The following is a 22,929-nucleotide window of genomic DNA, read 5'->3' as shown; positions in this document are numbered from 1 at the left end:
GAAAACACAGATCAGAAAATAGAAAACAAGATGAGTTATCTGTAATCTAGCTGTTCGGACTACAAATTATGTAGCAGAGTCGTTAAAGTGTATCGGGGGTAAAAAATATGAAAAGGAAAGTGAGAGTAGCAATAAGTTTTTTGGCGGTAGCAGTCATGTTGATTTTGCAGGGCATGGCAATAAAGGCAGCAGAACCCAATAATGAGAAAGCTCTTTTAAACCCGTATGAATTAGTACAGACGGAGATAATGGAAAACGGAGGCGGTTTCTATGAGGACGGTATTCAATATTCGCCGATCTCCGGATCAAAGATACTTAAAGCGGAGAATGTGGATTTTTCAAAGGGGCTTACCGGCATAGAAGTGACGGCAAGGACAAGATGGGGCGGTTCAGAAATTTATGTATATATAGATGATCCGAAGAGCGAGCCTATCGCAAGGATACTTATCAGAGCTTATTCGTTTAATCAAAGTACCGGGATTCCGAAAGTGAACGTTTCGGGAGTTCATGATATATATTTTGAGGCGAACAATCCAATAGATATTGCGACATGGAAGGCACTTCCGGGCAAGATCTACGAAAGCGGCGATGTTCCGCAGATCGATCCGTACAAGGATAATGAGGCGGAAGTTAACTTCGGCACATCGGGAGTAGGGGTAGTTAAGGATAAAAGACGTATTGTTTTAGCCGATTTTTCTGAAAATGATTTTTTCCTTATGAAGGATGTCAACTTCGAAAAGGGACTTAAGAGCATTACGATTGAGGCAAGAGCTGAAGATGACGGAATAATCGAGGTTAGAAAAGATTCTCCTGCGGGTGAACTTATCGGCACGATAGAATTTCGCGACACGGATGATTCCTACAAGCCATTTGAGGGAGAAATGGCGAATATTGAAGGAATGCAGAAGATTTATTTTGTTGGGAAAAAAGGAAAATGCAACATTGATAATTGGTGCGCGGCTCCGAGAAACACCGACAGGCCGCTTCCGACACCCGGTGAAAAGATTAGTCCGTACGGCTATGTCGAAGCAGAGATTGATTTCCCGAGAGAAAATGCCGAGATAGTTGAAGATAACTGGAACAAGGTTGTATCAATCAAGGAAAACGGATATATCTCAGCCCAAAAAGTAAACTTTAGATATGGCCTTACATCGGTTGTTATTGTTGCAAAGAGTGAAAAGCCGGCAGCCGTTGAGGTAAGAGAAGGAAGCGTTGACGGAGAACTTCTCGGCGTTATAAAGGTTGAGAATACAGACGGTGAATATCTGCATTATAGAACCAAAGCTCCTAATATAGAGGGAATACATGACCTTTATTTTGTTTGCAAAGTCGGAAGTTGTATGATCGATAAATGGACAGTCATGAGTAAGATGATGCCGGTTCCGGGCAATGAGCCTATATCGGGCGGAGAAGAAAATGACGATCCAGGAAAAGAGCAGCCTGAGTTGCCGGAGATCCCAGACAAACCTGAATTACCTGAGGAACCGGATAAGCCTGAACATCCGGAAGAGCCGAAGCAACCCGAGGAGCCTAAAATTCCCGAAGAACCCGAACAGCCGGATATTCAGGGCGACTGCAAGCTTGAACTTAAATATTCAAGAGATATCTGGGACGGCGGTTATCAGATAAATTTCAAGATTACCAATATATCTGAAGAGCAGTCTTCGGGATGGACATTAAAGATTAAAAAGAAATATATAAACGTCGCTCAGAGCTGGTGTACAAATGTGGATGAAGACGATGAATACTACGTATTTACGCCTCTCTCCTGGAATGCTGTTTTAAATCCCGGACAGAGCACCGAGTTCGGAATAATCGGAAGCGGCGATGCAAGCGGGGGATTGGATTACTTCTTTAGTGATAACAATAACTGATTGCAAACGATAACATTCATGAATTATGCAGCTTGTGCTTTGTATGATAAGATTTGAACATCATAAAGCACTGAGCTGACCGGAAAGCCGGAGGTTTCAATAAAATGAAGCCTCCGGCTTTCGTTGTCTATAACGGGAGCACAACAATTAATAGTTGAGGAGGAAAAAGTAATTGGTTACAAAACAACTAAAGAAGATCAGCCCCATCATATCGGTGATATTTACGTTGCTGATCCAGGTGGCGGTGCCGAACTCGGCAAAACAGCCTGATGCAAAAGGACCGTTCTTTACATACTTTCTTTATATAGTAGGAGCATTATTCATAGGTTTATATGTAGCTTCCTTCTTTAATAAAAAGACAGACGAATATCTTTTAAAAAGCGGGCCGCTACTCGCAGGAGGAGCACAGCTGCTAAACTTCATAAATCTTATATGCAGTAAATTTGCGCTTCTTCCGGTTCTCTTTTTCCCGTCTCTGGACAGGGTGTTTGCGGTATTCGTAAATGACAGAGCGCTCATGCTTGAATGCATAGTATCATCCGGAAAGCTGTTGATAATAGGATTTGCGGTCGGAGCGGCGCTTGGATTTACAACGGGAATACTTATAGGATTCAACAAGAATGTTGCTTATTGGATCAATCCTTTGACCAAGATAATCGGACCTATTCCTGCAACATCATGGTCACCGCTCGTGCTTTCACTTTTTAGCACATCTTATCAGGCGGCGGTATTCATGATAGCACTGTCGGTGTGGTTTCCGATAACTGTCATGACAAGTAACGGAATACAGAATGTTCAGCAGACTTATTTTGAGGTTGCGGATACTTTGGGAGCAAATAAGTTATATAAAATCTTCAAAGTCGGAATTCCTGCGGCGCTTCCCAACGTGTTCCTCGGCTTTTTTTATGCGACGACAGGCTCGTTTGTAACACTTGTGACAGCCGAGATGTTCGGTTGTAAATCGGGAATCGGCTGGTATCTTAACTGGCAAAAGAGCATGATGCTGTATGCCAACGTTTACGCGGGACTGATACTTCTTGCGGTATTGTGTAACCTGATAATCACTCTTTTATTCAGGATCAAGGACAGACTGCTTGGATGGCAGAAGGGAGTAATTAAATGGTAGGAGAGATAAAAATTGAAAACGTATCCAAGAGTTTTACAAATCCTGACGGAAGTGTTGTAAATGCTCTGAACGGAGTAAACCTTGATATTGAACCCGGATCTTTTATATCGCTTATAGGCCCGTCGGGATGCGGAAAGACAACACTCCTGCGAGCTATTGCGGGACTTGGACTTGCAGATGAAGGAACGGTATTTCTTGACGGAGAGCCTGTTACGGCACCGGGGCATGAGAGAGGATTTGCTTTTCAGCAGGCAAATCTTTATCCGTGGCTTTCTATTGAAAACAATATCGCTTTTGGCCTGAGGGCGAGAGGAATATATAAAGAGAAAAAAGAAGATGTAAAAGAATATATAGAAATGGTCGGGCTTACGGGCTTTGAAAATTCCTATCCGCACCAGCTGTCGGGTGGAATGAACCAGAGAGCGTCGCTTGCAAGAGCGCTTGTGGGACATCCGAAAGTTCTTTTGCTTGATGAGCCGCTCGGTGCGCTGGATGCATTCACAAGAATGAATATGCAGGATGAGATCTTAAAGATATGGAAGGATCAGAAGATGACGATGATCATGGTGACACACGATGTTGACGAGGCTGTTTATCTGTCTGACAAAGTTGTCATAATGACGCCAAGACCTGCGAAGATCGAGCAGGTGCTTGATATAGAACTTGGAAGACCAAGAGCGAGAGGAGGAACGGACTTTATCAAATACAGAACGAAGATTCTGGAAATTCTGAACTATGCCGGAGAGAACAAAGAGCCGGAGTATTATTTGTAATTTTTTAAGGAGAAAAGAAATGAAAAAGGTAATTGCAAGTGTTTTGGCTTTGACCATGACAGCGGCACTGCTTGTAGGCTGCGGTGCTAAATCAGAAAAGAGCGAAGGAGGAGAAGAACTTACCGTAAAGATTCTTAATAACAAAGAAAGCTTGTGTCTTGCACCGGTTCATATAGCTATCATAAACGGCTATTTTGACGAGGAATTCGAAGCAATCGGGCAGAAGTATGAAGTTGTAACTTCCAATATAGATACGATCACGGAGCAGATAACAAGTGGTGAGATCAATGCAGGCTACGGACTTACCGGTACGCTCATGCAGCCTATATCAAACGGACTTTCAATCTCTTTTGTGACAGGACTTCACAGAGGATGTACAAAGTTCTATTCAAAGAACGGCTCCGGAGTAAATTCCCTTGAAAATCTTAAGGGCAAGACAATAGGCGTTGCGTCATTGTCGGATTCTGCGCCGATTCAGCTTAAGAGAAAGCTGTTCAGTCTTGGATTTAAGGTAAACGGAAGCGATGCTGATATCCAGTTTGTGACATATGCGATGACAGACCTTCCGACAGCGCTTGATAACGGTGCCGTAGATGCGATCGGAATTCACGATCCCGTGGCATACAACGCAGAGAAGAACTATGACTTTATCAAGATACTTGATATCGGTGAGGACGAGGTCTTTTCAAAGGAATATTGCTGCCAGGCTTATGTATCACAGGAGCTTATAGCAAAGAATCCAAAGGGTGCGACTGCGTATGCAAGAGCAATCCAGAAGGCAGCAGCTTTCGTTCAGGCACTTCCTGAGGAAGCGGCAAGACTTCAGGTTGAGAACGGATATATGCCTTCAGAGAGCGAAGAGGACATCGCAAGATACGGCGAGATCCTTGCAAGCCTTAACTATGAGCCTTCTGTAAAGCTTGGAAGAGAGACATTTAAGGCATCATTCGACGATCTTCAGAAGACGGGCGATCTTGACGCTTCGCTCAATGCGGATGAATTTACAAAGACTGTTTTCCCAGATCTTGAGGGAGTTCCTGAGTCATTTACTTATGACCCTTCAAGCAAGAAATTTACTGAAAACAGCTAAGTGTTTTACTCAAAAAAATTGACTGGGAGATGATTACTATGAAATCAAAAGTGATTGTAAATATTTTAAGAGTGCTTATTCTTGCATTTGTGATAGTTGGTTTATTTACGTTTGCACATGTTTGCGGTGATATGGGAGATATGGAAGCAAAGTGTCATAAGACTAGAGCTCTCGCCATTGCGGCGAGTATAGTTCTTGCGATTCTGGCGGCGGTACAGATTTTTGCCAAGAAACTGCTTGTGGAAAAAGTTATATCAGTAATCCAGATTGTGGGCGGAATCTTTATTGCACTCCTTCCCGGAGTTATAGCACCTGTGTGCGATATGAAGAGCATGCACTGCTACGTTTACACAAGACCTTTTCTTGTGATTGTCGGCATTGTACTTGCCGGAGTAGCGGTTGTTGATTTTATTATAAGGGGAAAAAAGAATGGGAACCCTTCAAAGATTTGATAAATTAGATAAGTTGGTTTTCAAGAGCATATCCTCAAAACTATATCGCAGCATCGGCCTGATTCTTATCGGGCTGGTGCTGTCCTTTGCAATGGTGATTATTTCTCTTACCGCGTTCGGTATGGCTCACGGAAGTCAGAATGCCGCACAGCGCATGGGAGCGGATATAATCGTGACACCCAAAGGACACGGCGATGATATGGAGGGGATTCTTTTGACCACGAAAAAGAGTTTTTTCTATATGGACAGTTCTGTCATTGACGGCATCAGAGAGGTTGAAGGCGTAGAAACGGCGTCGCCGCAGACATTTCTTATGACACTTGAGTCATCTTGCTGCGATCAGCCTGTTCAGATAATCGGAATCGATATGGATTCGGATTTTGTCGTGACACCGTGGATCGACAGGAAGTATATAAGGTCGCTTGAAGAAGGTGCGCTTATTGCCGGAAGCAAGGTGAATGTGACAAGCGGGACATTTAAGATGTTTGGAAAAGAGTACCCTGTTGCGGCAACGCTTGATGAGAGCGGATCTTCCATGGATGCGACTGTTTTTGTGAGCAGAAATCTTATCGGCGAGATTATGGAAAATGCGCAAAATGCGGGGCAGGGCGTTATCGCTGAAGTCAATTCCAAAGACGTATCTGCGGTCTGTGTGAAAGTTGCGGACAAAGATAAGGTTTCAAGGGTTGTTGCGGGACTTTCAAGGATAGATGATGTGGATATTGTCACTGCGGAGAGCGTGTCTTCAAAGCTTTTTTCGGGCCTTAAGGACACATACATTGTCTACGCGGTTGTGATCGTGCTCATGGTAATTATCAGTATATTTTTACTGTTCATAATTCATTACATCACATTAAATGACAGGAAAAAAGAAGTTGAGATACTTAGAACGATCGGGATCAGCAGGAAGAAGATAGCTGAGTTCCTTATGCGCGAAGTATGGTGGACGGCATTTCCCAGCGCGCTTATAGGTACAGCGTTTGGATTCCTTTCATTTGTTGTGATGCTGCAGCTTATTGAGGCGGCTACGAAGATTCCTTTTACCGCGCCGTATATCGGTGAAGAAGTTGCGGTTGTGGCTGTGTCATTTTTGCTTACCACGGTGCTTGGGCCGCTGAGTGCGTTGTTTAGCATAAAGAAGCTGTGCCCGGAGAATGTCTATTTGTGATGTGCACTGATAATAATATCGTTTCGGAGAAATAAGTATGGATATCAGATTGGATGCGATAATTAAAAAGTATAAGAGAGATAAGCGTGAATTTACGGTTCTCGATAATATCAACGTAACATTGCCGCAGGGTAAATTCACGGTTATAAGCGGAGACAGCGGCGTTGGGAAGAGCACGCTCCTTAATATAGTTGCAGGTCTCAGTAAACCTACGGAGGGCAAGGTGTATTACGGAGAAAAAGAAATAACTTCGCTTGGCGATGAAGAACTTGCGGAGTTAAGGACCGACTTTATGGGCGTTATGACGCAGAACTGCGAGCTTATTCCTTATCTTACTCTCATTGAAAATCTAAAACTTGCATATGATATAAGTGGCAAAAGTGAAAAAAATAAGAATAGCAGTAGCAATAACAATAGCAGTAGTGATGGCAATGGCAAGGAGCCGCTCGCGGAAGAACTGGCAAGCTTTTCGGCGGAGCTTCTTGACGCCCTTGGGTTAAGTCAGCTCCGGAACGAGTATCCATCAAGTCTTTCGAGCGGCGAGATAAAACGCGCCGCGATCGCCAGAACGCTTATTACAAAGCCTGATCTCATAATCATGGATGAGCCAACCGCAAATCTTGACCGCAAAAACGTCAGGGCGGTTCTTCAACTCCTAAAGCGTTTCAGCACGCAGGGAAGTACCGTTATCATAAGCTCCCACGAGCAGGAAGCCATTGCGGAAGCTGACTTCAAATATGAACTTGAACATACTACTTGATTTATAAAAAATAAGGGTAATACCATTAAATACGGATAATACAAAACGGCTTTCGGGCCGTTTTTTGCATGTTTTCTATAGTTCAGCATCTTTTTTCTTTTGTCCCGTGGAAAATTAAATGCAGAACCAAGAGTATGTATGACCCATTTGAGCAAAAAGCAGCTAACAGGTCATAGGTGAATCCGGAAGCATTGAAAAAAGCAAATAAGCGTAGCCATAGGCATTAGAAGTAGCATACAAGCAAATCCATCGTCGCAGGAAAAAGAACGCTCCACAATATTCAGGTTGTTGACAGAAATAAGAAGAGGGTGTATAAGTGTATTAGAATGATTAGTACAGTTCAAAAAACGCCTATGGCGAAATATATTTTTAAGTGAGGAAAGAGAAATGAGACAGAAAAGAATTACAACAATTATTATGGCTTCGGCAATGGTGCTTGCACTTATGGGATGCGGAAACGGCTCAGCAGGAGCAATATCGACAGAAATAACGCAGGCAGATCCGTCTTTTGAATATAACGGAAAGACCGTTTCATTTACGGATGATCCGCAGACTGTTGTGGAGGCTATAAAGTCTGTTGCGGAATTGGCTGATGAAGTAGATGGCACAGAGTCAAGCGGAAAAACTTATGATTTCGATAAAAACGGAGAAAACTATAACTTGTCTATATCGACATCTGCCGATGAAGGAAATGAAATTATTGGTTCAATGCTTGTTAACGGCGGCGAATTTAAGACTTCAAAAGGAATCGGTATAGGAAGCAAGGCAGAAGAGGTAGAGGCAGCTTATGGCAATCCTAATGAGAGGACTAAGCTTAAAAAAGAAGAAATATATGCATACAAATGCGACGGTTATAGCTTTAGCTTCACAATAAAAGGCGGTCAGGTAAAAAGCATTTTGTACAGTAACTCAAATTTCCACGGATAAGTGATAATTAGTTGATATGCAGCTACAGAACTCCTGTAGCTGCTTTTTATATGTAGAAAGTTGAATAGTTTATGCAAATCTGTTACAATGTACAACGGACTTTTGCTAAATAAAAGGGGTCAGTATACCCTTTTTTAGGGAGAAATAAAGAGATGAGTATTATTAACAAAATAATAGGAACACATAGTGAGAGGGAGCTTAAGAGAATCCGTAGCACGGTTGACTCTATAGAGGCTATGAGGCCTATAATGCAGTCTTTGTCAGACGAGGAACTTAGAGGAAAGACTGAAGAATTCAAAAAGAGACTTGCCGATGGCGCAACACTTGATGATATCATGCCTGAGGCATATGCGGTAGTTCGTGAAGCCGGTAAGCGAGTGCTTGGAATGGAGCACTTCAGAGTACAGCTCATTGGTGGTGTTATCTTGCATCAGGGTCGTATTGCAGAGATGAGAACAGGTGAAGGTAAGACACTTGTTGCCACACTTCCTTCTTATCTGGATGCACTTGAAGGAAAGGGTGTAAACGTTGTTACAGTAAATGATTACCTTGCAAAGCGTGATGCTGAATGGATGGGTAAGATACATGAATTCCTCGGACTTACGGTAGGTGTTGTACTTAACAGCATGAATTCTGAGGAGAGAAGAGCTGCTTATGCTTGTGATATCACATATGTTACAAACAATGAGCTCGGTTTTGATTATCTTCGTGACAACATGGCTATTTATAAAGAGCAGTGCGTTCTTCGCGGACTTAATTACGCGATTATCGATGAGATCGACTCAATTCTTATCGACGAAGCAAGAACCCCTCTTATTATTTCAGGTCAGTCTGATAAGTCTACAAAGCTTTACGAGGCATGCGATATCCTTGCAAAGCAGATGACAAGAGGTGAAGACATGGAAGAACTCTCCAAGATGGATGCCATCATGGGCATTGAGAGAGAAGAAACCGGTGACTTCATCGTAAATGAGAAGGATAAGATCGTTAATCTTACCGAGCAGGGTGTTGCCAAAGTTGAGAAATTCTTCCACATCGAAAACCTTGCAGATCCCGAGAATCTTGAGATCCAGCACAACATTATCCTTGCTCTCAGAGCAAATAACTTAATGCAGAGAGATCACGACTATATCGTTCAGAATGACGAAGTTCTTATCGTTGATGAATTCACAGGTCGTGTTATGCCGGGACGTCGTTATTCAGACGGACTTCACCAGGCAATAGAGGCAAAAGAGCACGTTAAAGTTAAGAGAGAGTCCAAGACTCTTGCAACAATCACATTCCAGAACTTCTTTAATAAGTTTGAAAAGAAATGTGGTATGACAGGTACTGCTCTCACAGAAGAAAGAGAATTCCGTGATATTTACGGAATGGACGTTATAGAGATCCCTACAAATGAGCCTGTTATCCGTAAGGACCTTCAGGATGCAATGTACAAGACCAAGAAAGAAAAGCTTAAGGCTATCTGTGATGCTGTAGAAGAGGCTCACAAGAAAGGACAGCCTGTTCTTGTAGGTACGATCACGATCGAGGCATCTGAGGAACTCAGCAAGCTCCTTAAAAAGAGAGGAATCCAGCATCAGGTACTTAATGCGAAGTTCCATGAGATGGAAGCTGAGATTGTCGCTGAGGCAGGTAAGCACGGCGCTGTAACAATCGCAACAAACATGGCCGGCCGTGGTACCGATATTAAGCTTGATGAAGAAGCAAAGGCAGCAGGCGGACTTAAGATAATCGGAACAGAGAGACATGAGAGCAGACGTATCGATAATCAGCTCCGCGGACGTTCAGGACGTCAGGGAGATCCCGGTGAGTCTAAGTTCTATCTTTCACTTGAAGATAACCTCATGAGACTCTTTGGTTCAGAGAGACTTATTGCTATGTTTAATGCGCTCAAAATTCCCGATGGTCAGGAAATCGAGCATTCATCACTCTCTAAAGCCATTGAGACCGCACAGAAGAAGATTGAGTCCAACAACTACGGAATCCGAAAGAATCTTCTTGAGTACGATCAGGTAAACAATGAGCAGAGAGAGATTATTTATGCTGAGCGTAAGAAAGTTCTTAACGGAGAATCAATGAGAGATGCCATCTACAAGATGATCACAGATATTGTTGAATCGTCTGTTGAGACTGTTGTAGGTGAAGAGACTGATTCGGATAACTGGGATTTCAACGAGCTCAATGAGATCCTGCTTCCTACAATTCCTCTTAAGAAGATCAACAGAGGACGTATTGATAATCTTACAAAGTCAGGTCTTATCCAGCAGCTCAAGGAAGAGGCCGTTAAACTCTATGAGGCTAAGGAAGCAGAATTCCCTGAGCCCGAGACAATAAGAGAGATTGAGCGAGTAATTCTTTTGAAAGTAATCGACAGAAAGTGGATGGATCACATTGACGATATGGATCAGCTTCGTCAGGGAATCGGTCTTCAGGCATACGGACAGAGAGATCCTAAGCTTGAGTATAAGCTTGCCGGTTATGAGATGTTCGATGATATGACAAAGGGAATTAAGGAAGATGCAGTGAGACTTCTTTTCCATGTTCATATCGAAGAGAAGGTAGAGCGTGAGCAGGTTGCCAAAGTTACAGGCACAAATAAGGATGATACAGCTCAGAAAGCTCCCGTTAAGAGAGTTGAAGCCAAAGTTTATCCAAATGATCCCTGCCCTTGCGGAAGCGGCAAGAAATACAAGAATTGTTGCGGCAGGGTATAAGTGATACGTTTTGGCAAAAGAAATACCGAATAATCTAACGTATCGCGAATAGGACATAGGAGAACATAATGGTAATACTTGATCAGATGAAAGTTGAAATTCAGAATCTCAGAGGCACTCTTGAAGAAGTGACAGCGTCTCTTGATCTGGATAATAAGAAAAAGATAATAGAAGAGCTCAGCCGTGAGATGGAGGAGCCCGGATTTTGGGATAATGCCGAGAAGGCAAACAAGAAGACAAAAGATCTTAAGAATATGCAGGACCTTGTTGCAGGGATCGATCAGCTCAACAAGCAGTACGGAGATATAATCGACCTCATCGATATGCAGAACGCAGAGGGCGTTGACGATGATGATATGGCTGCAGAGATCAGATCTGAGCTTGATGATTTTGAGAATACTCTCGAGAATATCAGAATCAGCAATCTTCTTAACCAGCCTTATGACAAATATGATGTAATTCTCAGACTTAACGCCGGTGCAGGCGGAACAGAGGCTTGCGACTGGGCAAGCATGCTCTATCGTATGTATACAAGATGGGCAGAAAGAAAAGGCTTCACAACCGAAGTTCTCGATCTTCTTGACGGAGACGAAGCAGGTATCAAATCTGTTACATTCCAGATTTCGGGAACAAATGCGTATGGACTTCTTAAGTCTGAGCACGGTGTTCACAGACTTGTTCGTATCAGTCCTTTCAATGCACAGGCTAAGAGACAGACTTCTTTCGTATCATGTGATGTAATGCCTGATATTGAGGAAGATGTTGATATCGAGATTAACCCTGATGACCTCAGGATTGACACATATCGTTCAAGTGGTGCCGGCGGACAGCACATCAACAAGACTTCATCCGCTGTTCGTATCACACATATTCCTACAGGTGTTGTAGTTGCCTGCCAGAATGAGCGTTCACAGTTCCAAAACAAGGACAAGGCTATGCAGATGCTTAAAGCAAAGCTCTTTATCATGAAGCAGGAGGAGAATCAGGCTAAGCTTGACGGAATCCGTGGAGAGGTAAAAGACAATGCTTGGGGAAGCCAGATCCGTTCTTACGTGCTTCAGCCTTACACAATGGTAAATGACACACGTACAGGCTTTAAGGCATCAAACGCAGACGGCGTACTTGACGGAGAACTCGATCCGTTCATCAATGCATACCTCAAGTGGCTTGCAACCGGCGGAAAGCCTGTGGGGGATACATCTGAGGAGTAAGAATTTACACATCTATAGAATACAAAATCATAGTATATAAGAGTTTCAGGGACGCTTTCGCTCCCCTCGCTTCGTAGCGGTACTAATGCCACAAAAGACGTGGCATAAGTACCGACGAGCTCAGAGGCCCATTCAACTCTTATATACTATGATTTTTTACGTTGTAGAAGAGGGAAATATTACATCCTCTATGACGCTTAAGGAGTGTATCCGTTAGATAATACTGTGGGAATCTGAATTTACTGCAGACTTTTTGGGAATATTATAGGAAGAAATATAGAAAACCATATTAGCTAAGGATTTAGTGGTAAAGTGATGCAAGAATATATTTTAAAGTGTTGTGAAATGAATAAATGATCTGGTATGTAGTTAAGTACAGTGTGAGAATATGCAGTAACCAAACAGGCAGATGTATATAATCTTTTGCGAATTTGTGCTACGGAAATGAGACCAAGTAATCGTGAGTGCCATTGCACGAATCGATTACTGTTTTGGGCTCATTGGAGTGTTTAGCACAACCTGAGCAAAAGATTATATACATCTGCCTGTTTGGTTACGTCACATCTTCACTACACCACAACCACACTGTTGCGGCCTGAATCTTTGGCTTTGGTAAGTGCGTGATTTACGTTCTGGATTGTTTTGGAGAAGTCGCCGGTGTATTTGGAGACGCCGACTGATATTGTAAACGGAACCGGTGAATCTTCCGCTTTTTCTACGTCTTGTCTGAACTGCTCCATGCGGGCGCAAGCATTGTTTATATCACACTTTTTAAAAATTACGATGAACTCTTCGCCGCCGAAGCGTATAACGTAGTCGTCCGAATGAGTTTCTTTTGAAAGTTTCTGTCCTATGTAAAGGAGAGTCAGATCACCTGTGTAGTGACCGTGTTCGTCGTTTATCTTTTTAAAATTGTCTATGTCGAGCATTGCGATCGCAATGGGTTCTTCCATGTTCATAAGAGCATTTTTGGTAACTATTTTTTCCAAAAGATGTCTGTTGTAAACCTGAGTCAGAGGGTCTGTGATCATTGCAAGTTCAAGTTTTTGGCTTAGCCTGTAATGGTCAAGATATAAGAATGTCAGGATAACGTGAGAGAAGATGACTGCAAGACCACATGGGATTATAAGTATCATAATGATTGGAAAATTCTCATAGCGGATGATGAAATGCGATATTAGGATCTCGAGGAAGAAAATGATATATGAAACGGTTATTTCCCTAATCCTTGCAACAAAGCCGGCAATAAGAAAGATGAGATTCATTATCAGGAAAAATTCACTTGCAAGAGTCTTATGCCCCAGAAAGTGTGCTGCGCATATTGTGGTGACAATTATGGAATGAACAAGGAAATAGTCCGCTGTTACTATGGCAGCCCTGCTGTGTGAGAAATGAAGGACTATAAGAAACAACAAAAGAATACCCAATACCGTGAGTCTTGGTATGAGCGTGGGGATAATACTGCCGTTAAGCATATAATCCGGAACTATGTAAAAGACTGAAAGAATAGTTCCGACTACCAGGCATACCCATACATATTCCTGGTAGTAGTCGCACTTTGACTGATAGAAGTCCGCTAAATCGTCTTTGGTCATAGTGCGATAGTCTTTGTATCGATTGATTGACGTTTTGACGTTTGCGAATATTCTCATTTTCATATCTCCTAATTCAATTTTACTAGGAAATTGTTCAGAGATAAAGAAAAAAATTAAATTTTTATAAAAATTGATGACATTTTAAAGGTACATTAGAAAATCGGCTGTACATCTGCGATTTCGTTGTCTTCAACTTTGAAAGACCAGACAGAATGATCTTTAAGGCGGTGTTCTGTAAGAAAATATGTATCACCTACTGAAGAAATATAGTATGGAGTGCCTCCTCCGATAAAATATTTTGAGTAGATATCTTCATATTCACCTGTGGCAAGATCGTCAAGAGACTTGGTGCGCACGATAGTCGCAACATCCTGATTGCCGGTCTTGTCTGTTGAAACAGAGATGTAGTAGAAGTCCTGTATTTTGGTTATCTGAACCATTCCTGCAAGCTCGTCGGGAACGGCGTAAATCTGCTTAACCTCAAATGTTGCAAGATCGCATTGAAGAATGGTTGCCTCGGCTCCTTCTTCTGAGACGCCCGATACAAGGTAGATATCGCCGTCTATTACAGAAAATGAGCGGATGTAGATACCGTCAAGGGAATCAATCTTTCTTTTATCCGTCAGATAAACTCTGCCTGTGGATGAGTCGGTCCTAAAGCAAAAGAGCTCACCCGTCATTGAACTCCACACATAAAATGTATCCGTAGCTTCGTCGTAAACTGTGTAGTGCGGGCGTATTCCTATGTCGTAGAAGCTCTGGGTGTGAATGAATTTACCGTCTACTTTTTCAAAGATAAGAATTCTGTTATTGTCAGTATCGTCGATCATGTAGACTTTTCCGTCACTTGCGATCGTATGAGGCCTTGTGGCATCGGATGTCATTATATTCCACTCGTTGAGAGGTGTTTCGAGCGAATCCGAATAGATCACCCTGTTGTGGTAACAATCAACAATAAACCATGTGCCATCGATGTTCGTTACGTATGTCGGAACGCTTAGTTTTGAATCGTAATTTTTTCCGGGAGTATATTCTGATGCAGCGGCGATTGGATCTTCGCCGTCACTTGTAAGAGAGGATTCTTCGATGAAACTTTCGCTGTTATAGGGAGTAGGCGCGGGCACAGGATTTTCCAATGCTTTTTGCGCGCTTACCTCTGCGGATTCTGTTGGTTTTGAACAGCCAAAAGACGCCGGCATAACTGCAAATACCAGAATAAATATATAGATCATTTTTTTGCAAAAACTTTTTTGTATCATCGATCCTTCCACCAAATCCGCTGTGCCGGAACGGTGACGGTCGGATAAATTATCTGCGAAATAATTGATCTAAAGTCAACATACCTGCATGCAGCCATTAACTTAAATTGTACATTAATACACTTTTGCGGGCAATAAAATATAGAAAGACATATGTTTTTAAGGTAAAATTATTAAGTGGAGCAAGAGGTATCTTTTTAAAAGGGGATAAAAAGCGGAGGAGAATATGATAACAGTCAGTCTTTGCATGATAGTTAAGAATGAAGAAGAGAATCTTGGGAAATGCCTTAAGAGCCTTCAGGGAATTGTTGACGAGATGATTGTTGTGGATACAGGCTCCGAGGATAGGACTGTTGATATTGCCAAAGAGTTCGGCGCAAAGGTTTATGATTTTAAGTGGACGGGAGATTTTAGCGAGGCCAGAAATTATTCTTTTTCACTTGCAACTTGCGATTACATTTATTCTGCGGATGCAGATGAGGAGCTCGATGAGGACAACAGGCAGAGGTTCATCAGGCTAAAGAAAGATATTGAAGAACTTGATATAGATATTGTTCAGATGTATTATTGCAATCAGTTGTCATTTCGGACGGTCTACAATTATGACAGGGAACTTCGCCCGAAGCTCTTTAAGAGAGTGCGGAATTTCAGGTGGGAGGATCCAATCCACGAGCAGGTGGTCATCGATCCCGTTATCTGTAACAGCGAGGTTGAGATAATACATCGGCCAAAAGAAAACCATGCGGAGCGCGACCTTTCTTCGTTCAGGAAGGCTGTTGCCGGCGGAAGACGCATCTCCAAAAGACTTCACGGAATGTACGCCAGAGAGCTTTTTATGGCGGGGAAAGATGAAGATTTTATTTTGGCAAAAGATTTTTTTGTGGAAGCTGTAAAAGACAGTACGAGAAGCGTTGATGAAATAAAGGAGGCGAGCTGCGTACTTGCGCATGTGGCCGTTCTTCAAAAAGACGCCGAAGCGCTTCTTAAGTATTCGCTTAAGGATGCCGCAACCGAGATGTGCAGTGAAATGTGCTGCGAACTCGGAGAATATTATTACGGAAAAGAGGACTATGACGAAGCTATAGTCTGGTTCTACAACGCGGCGTATGAGTGCGCGAGCATAATTGATATCAAGACCGGCAAGGAAATTCCGAGGCTTGCGCTTGCAAAGTGCTACAAGGCGCTTGGCAACGAAGAACAGGCGGCTGATTATGAGAAAGAGGCTGCCGAGATAGAGAAAGGTGAATGATGTTAGATTTTTACAAAGGGAAAAGAGTGCTCATAACGGGCCACACGGGATTTAAGGGAAGCTGGCTTTCCAAGATCATGATAATGGCCGGGGCCGATGTATACGGATATTCTCTTGCACCTTCTGAGGGAAAAGAGAATCTGTATGAGATTTCCGGTATTGCGAATGAGATGGACTCGCATATCGGCGATATTAGGAATTTTGATGAATTAAAAGAGTATTTTGATAAAGCAAAGCCTGAGATTGTTTTTCATCTTGCGGCTCAGCCGATTGTAAGGGATTCCTACAAGGATCCGCGATATACATATGAAACAAACGTGATGGGCACCGTAAACGTGTGTGAATGCGTAAGGAACTGCCCGAGCGTTAAGTCTTTTTTGAATGTTACCACGGATAAGGTTTACGAGAACAATGAGTGGGTATGGGGGTACAGAGAGGATGAGAAACTCGACGGATTCGACCCGTATTCGAACAGTAAGTCGTGTTCTGAGCTGGTAACACATTCTTATATAAATTCATTTTTTAACGAGCTTGGAATAGCGGTATCTACCGCAAGAGCCGGAAATGTCATAGGCGGAGGTGATTTTGCCAACGACAGACTTATTCCGGATTGTGTGAGAGCAGCGGAGAAGGGTGATGATATAGTGCTCAGAAATCCCGACTCCACAAGACCTTTCCAGCATGTGCTCGAGGCGCTTTCGGCGTATATCCTTCTTGCACAGAAGCAGTATGAAGATAAGTTCTATGCGGGCTACTACAATGTCGGACCAAACGATGACGATGCGGTGACTGCGGGCAGACTTGCGGGAGCTTTTGTGGATTCCTGGAACAAACTTGTTTCTGAAAATGCGGGTAATAAGGCGTTTAAGGGACATGGCATAAAGATCGTGATAAGGCCTGACGGCGGTCCTCACGAAGCAAGTTTCTTAAAACTTGACTGTTCCAAGATAAAGAGTAGACTTAAGTGGTCGCCAAAATGGAATATTGACGACGCAGTGGCAAAGACAGCAGAGTGGACATGCGCTTATTTTAAGGGCGAAGCCGTAGAGTGCATGACAGACCAGATAAAAGAGTATTATAAACAGGTATAGGAGAAAAGAGTAAAAGATGAGTAACAGCGAGCAGCAGGCAAGGGAGCAGATTTTGAACCTTGTTGCGGATTATTATAACCGCTTTTTGAAAAAAGATAACGACAGTTTCACCGAGGGAGACAGAATTCCTTATTCGGGAAGGGTTTTTGATGAGAAGGAAGTTATAAATCTTGTGGATTCTTCACTTGATTTTTGGCTTACCGCAGGAAGATACACCGATGAATTTGAAAAGAGATTTGCGGAGCTTTTGAATGTAAGATTTGCAAGCCTTGTAAACAGCGGATCTTCAGCCAATCTTATTGCTTTTATGGCACTTACGGCACCTGAACTCGGTGACAGACAGATAAAGAGAGGCGACGAAGTGATTACCGTTGCCTGTGGATTCCCCACAACGGTCGCACCTATCATGCAGTACGGCGCAGTACCTGTATTTGTTGATGTTACCGTTCCTCAGTACAATATTGACGTTACGATGCTTGAAGAGGCGCTCAGTCCTAAGACAAAAGCAGTAATGATCGCACATACACTTGGTAATCCGTTTGATCTCAAGGCAGTAAGAGAGTTCTGCGATAAGCACGGACTCTGGCTTGTTGAGGATAACTGTGATGCGCTCGGTTCTGAGTATACTATTGACGGAAAGACAGCATTTACGGGAACATGGGGCGATATAGGAACATCAAGTTTCTATCCTCCGCACCACATCACGATGGGTGAAGGCGGATGTGTATATACGGACAATGCTCTTCTTCACAGACTTGTTAGAAGTTACAGGGATTGGGGGCGCGATTGTATCTGTCCTCCCGGAAAAGATAATTTCTGCGGTCACAGATTTGATGGTAAGTTTGGTGAACTTCCCGTCGGATACGATCACAAGTATGTTTACAGCCATCTCGGATATAACCTTAAGGCTACGGATATGCAGGCGGCAGTCGGATGCGCGCAGCTTGATAAACTCATCGGTTTTGCCGATGCCAGAAGAAAGAACTGGAAGAGCCTTTATGAGAAGCTTGAGTGTCTTAAAGACGTTCTTATTCTTCCCGAGCCCGCTGAGAACAGCAATCCTTCATGGTTTGGATTTATCATGGGCGTAAAAGAGGGAGCTAAGGACGGAAACGGCAACGAACTTACAAGAAATGCCATTACCAAGGCTCTTGAGGATAACAACATTCAGACAAGACTTCTCTTTAGCGGAAATGTCACAAAGCATCCTTGCTTCGATGAGTTCGTTTGCAAGAAGAGTGTGGATGATGCCGGTGATTACAGAGTTGTTGGAGATCTGTCCGTGACAGATTATGTTATGAACAATGCGTTCTGGATCGGAGTATATCCGGGGCTTAACGATGGCAAGATCGAGTTCATGGCAAACGTGATAAAGAAAGCTTGCGGGAAAGCGTAATAAATATGAAAAATAATGGTAAGATTGCCATAGTGACAGGTGCCTTTGGATTTGCGGGAGCTAATCTGACAGAGCACCTGTTAGATTATGGGTATAAAGTTTATGCGATAGGAAGAAAAGGCTCATCTCACAATGACAGGTTTTCTGAGTGCGAGTCTTTGAAAAAAGTGCTCATCGATATGGAAGACTACGACAAAATATGCGGTTATATCGATGACGATGATATAAGCGGTGCGGAAGCGATAGCTCTTTTCCATCTGTCATGGGGAGGGGCAAGAGATGATTTTGATACTCAGAGGCGGAATATAGACGCATCTCTGCTTTTGCTTGATTCTGTCCGCGATATTAAAGATAAATGCCTTAAAAGCAAAAATATGGACGTTTCGATAAGGGTAATCGGCATAGGGTCACAGGCTGAGTACGGAGTTAAGAGCGGACCCATAACGGAAGATCTTCCTCTTGAGCCGTTTACAGCCTACGGAAGTTGCAAGGCAGCAGCTTATTATCTGACTGAGTCAAAAGCAAGGATCCTTGGAATCGACTTTATCTGGGGAAGAATATTCAGCCTTATAGGAAAATATGAGCCCTCAGGCAGAATGCTTCCCGATGTTGTAAGGAAACTTGCGGCGGGAGAGGGAGTAAGTCTCAGTTCCTGCGAGCAGTACTGGGATTATCTCGATGCGGGAGATGCCGCGGATGCGATAATAGCTCTTTTTGAAAAAGGAGTGACCGGAGAGGTCTATAATATCGCAAACGGTGACTGTGACAGATTAATGAATTTCGTAAAAAGAGCCGCAAAGTGTGTCGGAGCGGATGAAAGCCTAATTAGCTACGGCAACAGAGCCAATCCTTTTGTTTCACTTGAAGTCTCAGGTGAAAAGATAAAAAAAGACACGGGCTGGGAGCCTAAAGTCAGCTTTGAAGAGTCAATAAAATATTATCGATAGACAAAACACTTTATAACGTCATCGCGCTTGACATTATTTTTTGCAAAAGATACCATAAATGTAAGTATAAGGTGATCCGCGGTGTTCGCAAAAAGTAGCAGGGGTGGGGAATAAAATGTATGAAAAGCTGACGGAACTTATAGCGACAGGCGACTATAAGGAAGCGTTATACGAATTTCAGGAAGAATATTTACATATTGGTGAAAAAGAGCCGAAGGACGCAGCTAAGCTGTGTCTTTTGGAGGCTTCTTTATGGGAAGCGCTCGCAGACTCAACGGCTGAATATGATGCAATAGCTCGAGGAATTGCCTATGACGGGGGCAACTACGAGCTTTTTTATATGCTCGGATTATATTATGCAGACATCAATGTCAACCTGTCGTACCTTACTCTGGAAACGGCTTTGATGTACTGCGATGATGAAAATGACAGTGAAGTCATTAAGGAGGCAATGAGGGGGCTTGAGCAGAGCCGTACGCTCAGAGTCAGGAAGCTCAGCTTTATGATATTGTCGCACAATGACCTGGATCTTTTGAAAAGATGTATTGACTCGATTGAAAAATATGTGCCTAAGGGGGCATATGAGATCGTGGTTGTGGATAACGCATCTACGGAAGACGGAGTAAAGGAGTATCTCAAAGAAAAGGCAAAGAGCGTAAGTTACAGGTTCAAGCTTATTCTCAACGATGAGAACGCGGGATTCCCAAAAGGCTGCAACATAGGTAGTGTGTGTTGTGACAGGAACAATGACATTTTCTATCTTAATAACGATGCTATCCTTACACAGAATGCAGTGCTTTTCATGAGAATGGGGCTTTATGACAACAGAAATGTCGGTGCTGTCAGTGCACTTTCAAACAGTGCGTCACTTCAGGAAGTAACGCCTGAGGAACTGTCCGGATATGCGGGAGAGGAACTTGGCGAGCTCTGGCACAGGAAACTTGGAGTTGACAGAAGTGTCAAGATATTTGAAAGCTATGCCGCTGCGCATTCTTATCCCGTGAAGAGGGCATATATCAAGAGGTTCAGGCTTACGGGATTTGCGATGATGCTGTCAAGAGAGGCTGTAAGGTGCGTTGCGGAGGACTATAAAGTTTTTGACGAGCGTTTTTCTCCGGGATATTTCGAAGACGACGATCTTGGAATCAGACTTGCCAGGGCAGGTTTTATACAGTATGTCTGCAAGAATGCTTTTATTTATCACAATGGCGGAACCGGTTTTGCCCAGAATGAGAATGCCATGACCGAGAGCAGGAACAAGTTTATAGATAAATGGGGATTTGATATCTGGGGCTATTCGCTTCCGTGGTTTGAGGCAGCAGATAGTGTTATAGATCTTTATTCAAAGCAAAAAGAGGGGCTTAGAATTCTTGATTTTACCTGCGGTTTTGGAGCAAATGCATCATACATAAAGAGCAGCTGTCCCGATACTTTTATAGCCGGTGTGTGCGCTAACTCATTTGAGGCCGGAATAGCGGGACTTATCGCCGATGACGTTGCGTTCGGAGATGTGAATACCATGAGGCTTCCGTGGGCAGAAAGGTCCTTTGACATAGTAATAGCCGAGAGAAAGCATGTTTGCATCGGTCAGATCATGAGATACCTTAAGGCTGACGGTCTTTTCCTCAGTGAGAAGATAAATAACGGGAACGACGAGATGATGGATATTATAAAGTCCAATGCGGATGCGGGATTTGATTCAGAACGTCTGGATAAATTGCTCAGCGAGTGATGTTCAGGCTTTTATGATAAAAAAAGATTATGAGGTGAGTGTGCATGAATTGCCCTAATTGTAAAAGAGTTTTGCCGGATAATATTAACCTGAGAATAAATTTCTGCCCGATGTGCGGAAAGAAGCTTTTTGAAGACGGAAAGGACTATCTGATACAGATTGCGTGCGTTGGACACAGGAGCACGGACGGAAATGTAATGATGGTCTTTCTTGACGAGAAACAGCTGTATGAGGTGAAAGCGGGAGAAACAATATGTTTTGCGGTTAAGGCGGGATTCCATGCGCTTAAGTTCAGACAAAAGATAAGGAGCAAGAATATCACGCTTTTGGTTAACTCGGGATATGCGATAAAAGCGGCCTACAATACGGTATCGGGGCTTATTGAGACCAATGTCGTTAAATTTGACGACGATGACGAGGAAACATCCGAGAGAAGGATCAGAGAAGCCGATCTTACGGCGCCTGTTATGGAGTCTGAGACGGGCGCACGCGGCTTTGATTCGGTTCTTGGGGTTGATGACCCGGAATATGAGGTAAAGGCTACTGAAGGCTTTAAAGAAGGCATACTCAGTATCTACTCGGAACGCCTTGAATTCAAGGGGAATAATGATATGGCCAAGGAGGTCATTGATTTTAAAAATATAGTCTCGGTGAAAAAGAAAATGGGTACGATTGATATTTTGTGTGACGGAAATATTCACAAAATATACAGCATTCCGAAAGATATATACAACGAGGTTATGTCATTTTTAAACAATAGAATTGAAGATGTGCGTGGAATATAGGGTTCCGGCTATTTTATACAACAGAAAAACATTAAAAAATTTACGACAAATAGTACTTGCGTACTATTTGTTTTTTCGTATAATAATATATAGAAATCCTAGGCAATATCGGAAGATTTTGGAGGGGGTGAACGGGAAAAAGTCTCATATTTTAACAATAAAATGTGATAAATGTGTGAACACTTTCGCAAAAAAATGTTTCCTCCTACAATTTCGTTAAATTGCCGAAAAAGTGTCGTTATTCTTAAGAAAATTTTAGCAGGTAATTTTCTTAAAAAGGAATGACGAAATAACGTCTATGTGATAGACTAGGGGATGCAAAAGAAAAGAGACGCAAAAGAGAAAAGATTTAGGAGGTTATGCAACATGACAAAAGCTGAAATTTTGAAGAAGGAAATTCTTCTGCAGTATAAGAGCGTAAGACAGTTTGCTATAGATATGTCTATACCATACAGCACATTGGTTACAGCACTTGATAGAGGAATTGAGGGAATGGCTTACGGAACAGTTATCAAAATGTGCGATCGTTTGAATCTTAACCCTGTTGATTTTTCAACACTTGAGCAGGGTGCAGATCTTGGAAAGAAGATCGTTGAGAACCGTGTAATGCAGCAGTATGTTAAGCTTAACAAAGCGGGACGTAAGAAGATTCTTGATATGATGGGTGATTTTTCACAGTTAGACAAATATCAGGCTGACTGATATGGACTTAAACAAAAAATTAATAAGCGGGACAGAGAAGACAAAATCTTCTTTGTCTCGTTTTTCATTTTCAAA

Annotated in this window: 19 protein-coding genes; 17 read left to right on the top strand and 2 right to left on the bottom strand. The window is 42.7% G+C overall.

Annotation, left to right across the window (positions count from 1 at the left end; all coding sequences use genetic code 11):
• Window positions 1-107: 107 nt before the first annotated feature.
• The 10 genes from G628_RS18335 (at window position 108) to prfB (ending at window position 12,098) form a co-directional block, all read left to right on the top strand.
• Complete coding sequence (locus G628_RS18335; protein ID WP_051199243.1) at window positions 108-1,874, top strand: carbohydrate-binding protein; 1,767 nt, start codon at window positions 108-110, stop codon at window positions 1,872-1,874.
• 172 nt (window positions 1,875-2,046) lie between these two features.
• On the top strand, window positions 2,047-3,000 hold the full coding sequence (locus tag G628_RS0115170; protein WP_027209488.1) for an ABC transporter permease: 954 nt from the start codon (window positions 2,047-2,049) through the stop codon (window positions 2,998-3,000).
• Window positions 2,994-3,773, top strand: coding sequence for an ABC transporter ATP-binding protein (locus G628_RS0115165; RefSeq protein ID WP_026655688.1), 780 nt, complete (start codon window positions 2,994-2,996; stop codon window positions 3,771-3,773). Before G628_RS0115170 ends, G628_RS0115165 begins: the two co-directional genes overlap by 7 nt.
• Window positions 3,774-3,792: 19 nt before the next feature.
• The gene (locus G628_RS0115160) at window positions 3,793-4,863 is read left to right on the top strand and encodes an ABC transporter substrate-binding protein (RefSeq protein ID WP_027209487.1); all 1,071 of its coding nucleotides are present in this window, start codon (window positions 3,793-3,795) and stop codon (window positions 4,861-4,863) included.
• A gap of 38 nt (window positions 4,864-4,901) precedes the next feature.
• The gene (locus G628_RS0115155) at window positions 4,902-5,315 is read left to right on the top strand and encodes a DUF4418 family protein (protein WP_027209486.1); all 414 of its coding nucleotides are present in this window, start codon (window positions 4,902-4,904) and stop codon (window positions 5,313-5,315) included.
• Complete coding sequence (locus G628_RS0115150) at window positions 5,293-6,483, top strand: ABC transporter permease (protein WP_027209485.1); 1,191 nt, start codon at window positions 5,293-5,295, stop codon at window positions 6,481-6,483. The genes G628_RS0115155 and G628_RS0115150 overlap by 23 nt, the downstream gene beginning before the upstream one ends.
• 37 nt (window positions 6,484-6,520) lie before the next feature.
• Window positions 6,521-7,243 carry an ABC transporter ATP-binding protein gene (locus G628_RS0115145; protein WP_027209484.1) on the top strand — a complete coding sequence of 241 codons (723 nt, stop codon included), beginning with the start codon at window positions 6,521-6,523 and terminating at the stop codon, window positions 7,241-7,243.
• 387 nt (window positions 7,244-7,630) lie between these two features.
• On the top strand, window positions 7,631-8,170 hold the full coding sequence (locus G628_RS0115140) for a hypothetical protein (protein WP_026655682.1): 540 nt from the start codon (window positions 7,631-7,633) through the stop codon (window positions 8,168-8,170).
• Window positions 8,171-8,322: 152 nt separating this feature from the next.
• Window positions 8,323-10,887, top strand: coding sequence for a preprotein translocase subunit SecA (gene secA, locus G628_RS0115135; RefSeq protein WP_026655681.1), 2,565 nt, complete (start codon window positions 8,323-8,325; stop codon window positions 10,885-10,887).
• Between the two features lie 68 nt (window positions 10,888-10,955).
• A complete protein-coding gene (gene prfB / locus G628_RS0115130) occupies window positions 10,956-12,098 on the top strand; it encodes a peptide chain release factor 2 (protein WP_026667385.1) in 1,143 nt (380 codons plus the stop codon).
• Window positions 12,099-12,667: 569 nt separating this feature from the next.
• Here the strand turns inward: prfB and G628_RS0115125 are convergent.
• Complete coding sequence (locus G628_RS0115125) at window positions 12,668-13,693, bottom strand: GGDEF domain-containing protein (protein ID WP_196803779.1); 1,026 nt, start codon at window positions 13,691-13,693, stop codon at window positions 12,668-12,670.
• Between the two features lie 152 nt (window positions 13,694-13,845).
• The gene (locus G628_RS17670) at window positions 13,846-14,925 is read right to left on the bottom strand and encodes a hypothetical protein (protein WP_196803778.1); all 1,080 of its coding nucleotides are present in this window, start codon (window positions 14,923-14,925) and stop codon (window positions 13,846-13,848) included.
• Window positions 14,926-15,178: 253 nt separating this feature from the next.
• Between G628_RS17670 and G628_RS17665 the strand changes: the two genes are divergently transcribed.
• The 7 genes from G628_RS17665 (at window position 15,179) to G628_RS0115085 (ending at window position 22,854) form a co-directional block, all read left to right on the top strand.
• Window positions 15,179-16,201, top strand: a complete 1,023-nt coding sequence (locus G628_RS17665) for a glycosyltransferase (RefSeq protein WP_034501055.1) — start codon at window positions 15,179-15,181, stop codon at window positions 16,199-16,201.
• On the top strand, window positions 16,201-17,292 hold the full coding sequence (gene rfbG / locus G628_RS0115110; RefSeq protein WP_027209482.1) for a CDP-glucose 4,6-dehydratase: 1,092 nt from the start codon (window positions 16,201-16,203) through the stop codon (window positions 17,290-17,292). Before G628_RS17665 ends, rfbG begins: the two co-directional genes overlap by 1 nt.
• Before the next feature lie 16 nt (window positions 17,293-17,308).
• Window positions 17,309-18,688, top strand: a complete 1,380-nt coding sequence (gene rfbH / locus G628_RS0115105) for a lipopolysaccharide biosynthesis protein RfbH (RefSeq protein ID WP_026667382.1) — start codon at window positions 17,309-17,311, stop codon at window positions 18,686-18,688.
• Between the two features lie 5 nt (window positions 18,689-18,693).
• Window positions 18,694-19,635: an NAD-dependent epimerase/dehydratase family protein gene (locus G628_RS0115100; RefSeq protein ID WP_027209481.1), complete on the top strand. Its 942-nt coding sequence runs from the start codon at window positions 18,694-18,696 to the stop codon at window positions 19,633-19,635.
• Between the two features lie 115 nt (window positions 19,636-19,750).
• Entirely contained in the window at window positions 19,751-21,367 is a 1,617-nt protein-coding gene (locus G628_RS0115095; protein WP_027209480.1) for a glycosyltransferase, read from the top strand.
• Window positions 21,368-21,411: 44 nt separating this feature from the next.
• Window positions 21,412-22,152 carry a zinc ribbon domain-containing protein gene (locus G628_RS0115090; RefSeq protein WP_026655674.1) on the top strand — a complete coding sequence of 247 codons (741 nt, stop codon included), beginning with the start codon at window positions 21,412-21,414 and terminating at the stop codon, window positions 22,150-22,152.
• A 366-nt stretch (window positions 22,153-22,518) separates the two neighbouring features.
• Entirely contained in the window at window positions 22,519-22,854 is a 336-nt protein-coding gene (locus G628_RS0115085) for a hypothetical protein (protein ID WP_026515661.1), read from the top strand.
• Window positions 22,855-22,929 lie beyond the last annotated feature (75 nt).

Source organism: Butyrivibrio hungatei NK4A153 (assembly GCF_000424465.1).
Taxonomy (GTDB): Bacteria; Bacillota; Clostridia; order Lachnospirales; family Lachnospiraceae; genus Butyrivibrio; species Butyrivibrio hungatei_A.
This window is presented reverse-complemented; position numbering and strand designations above follow the sequence as displayed.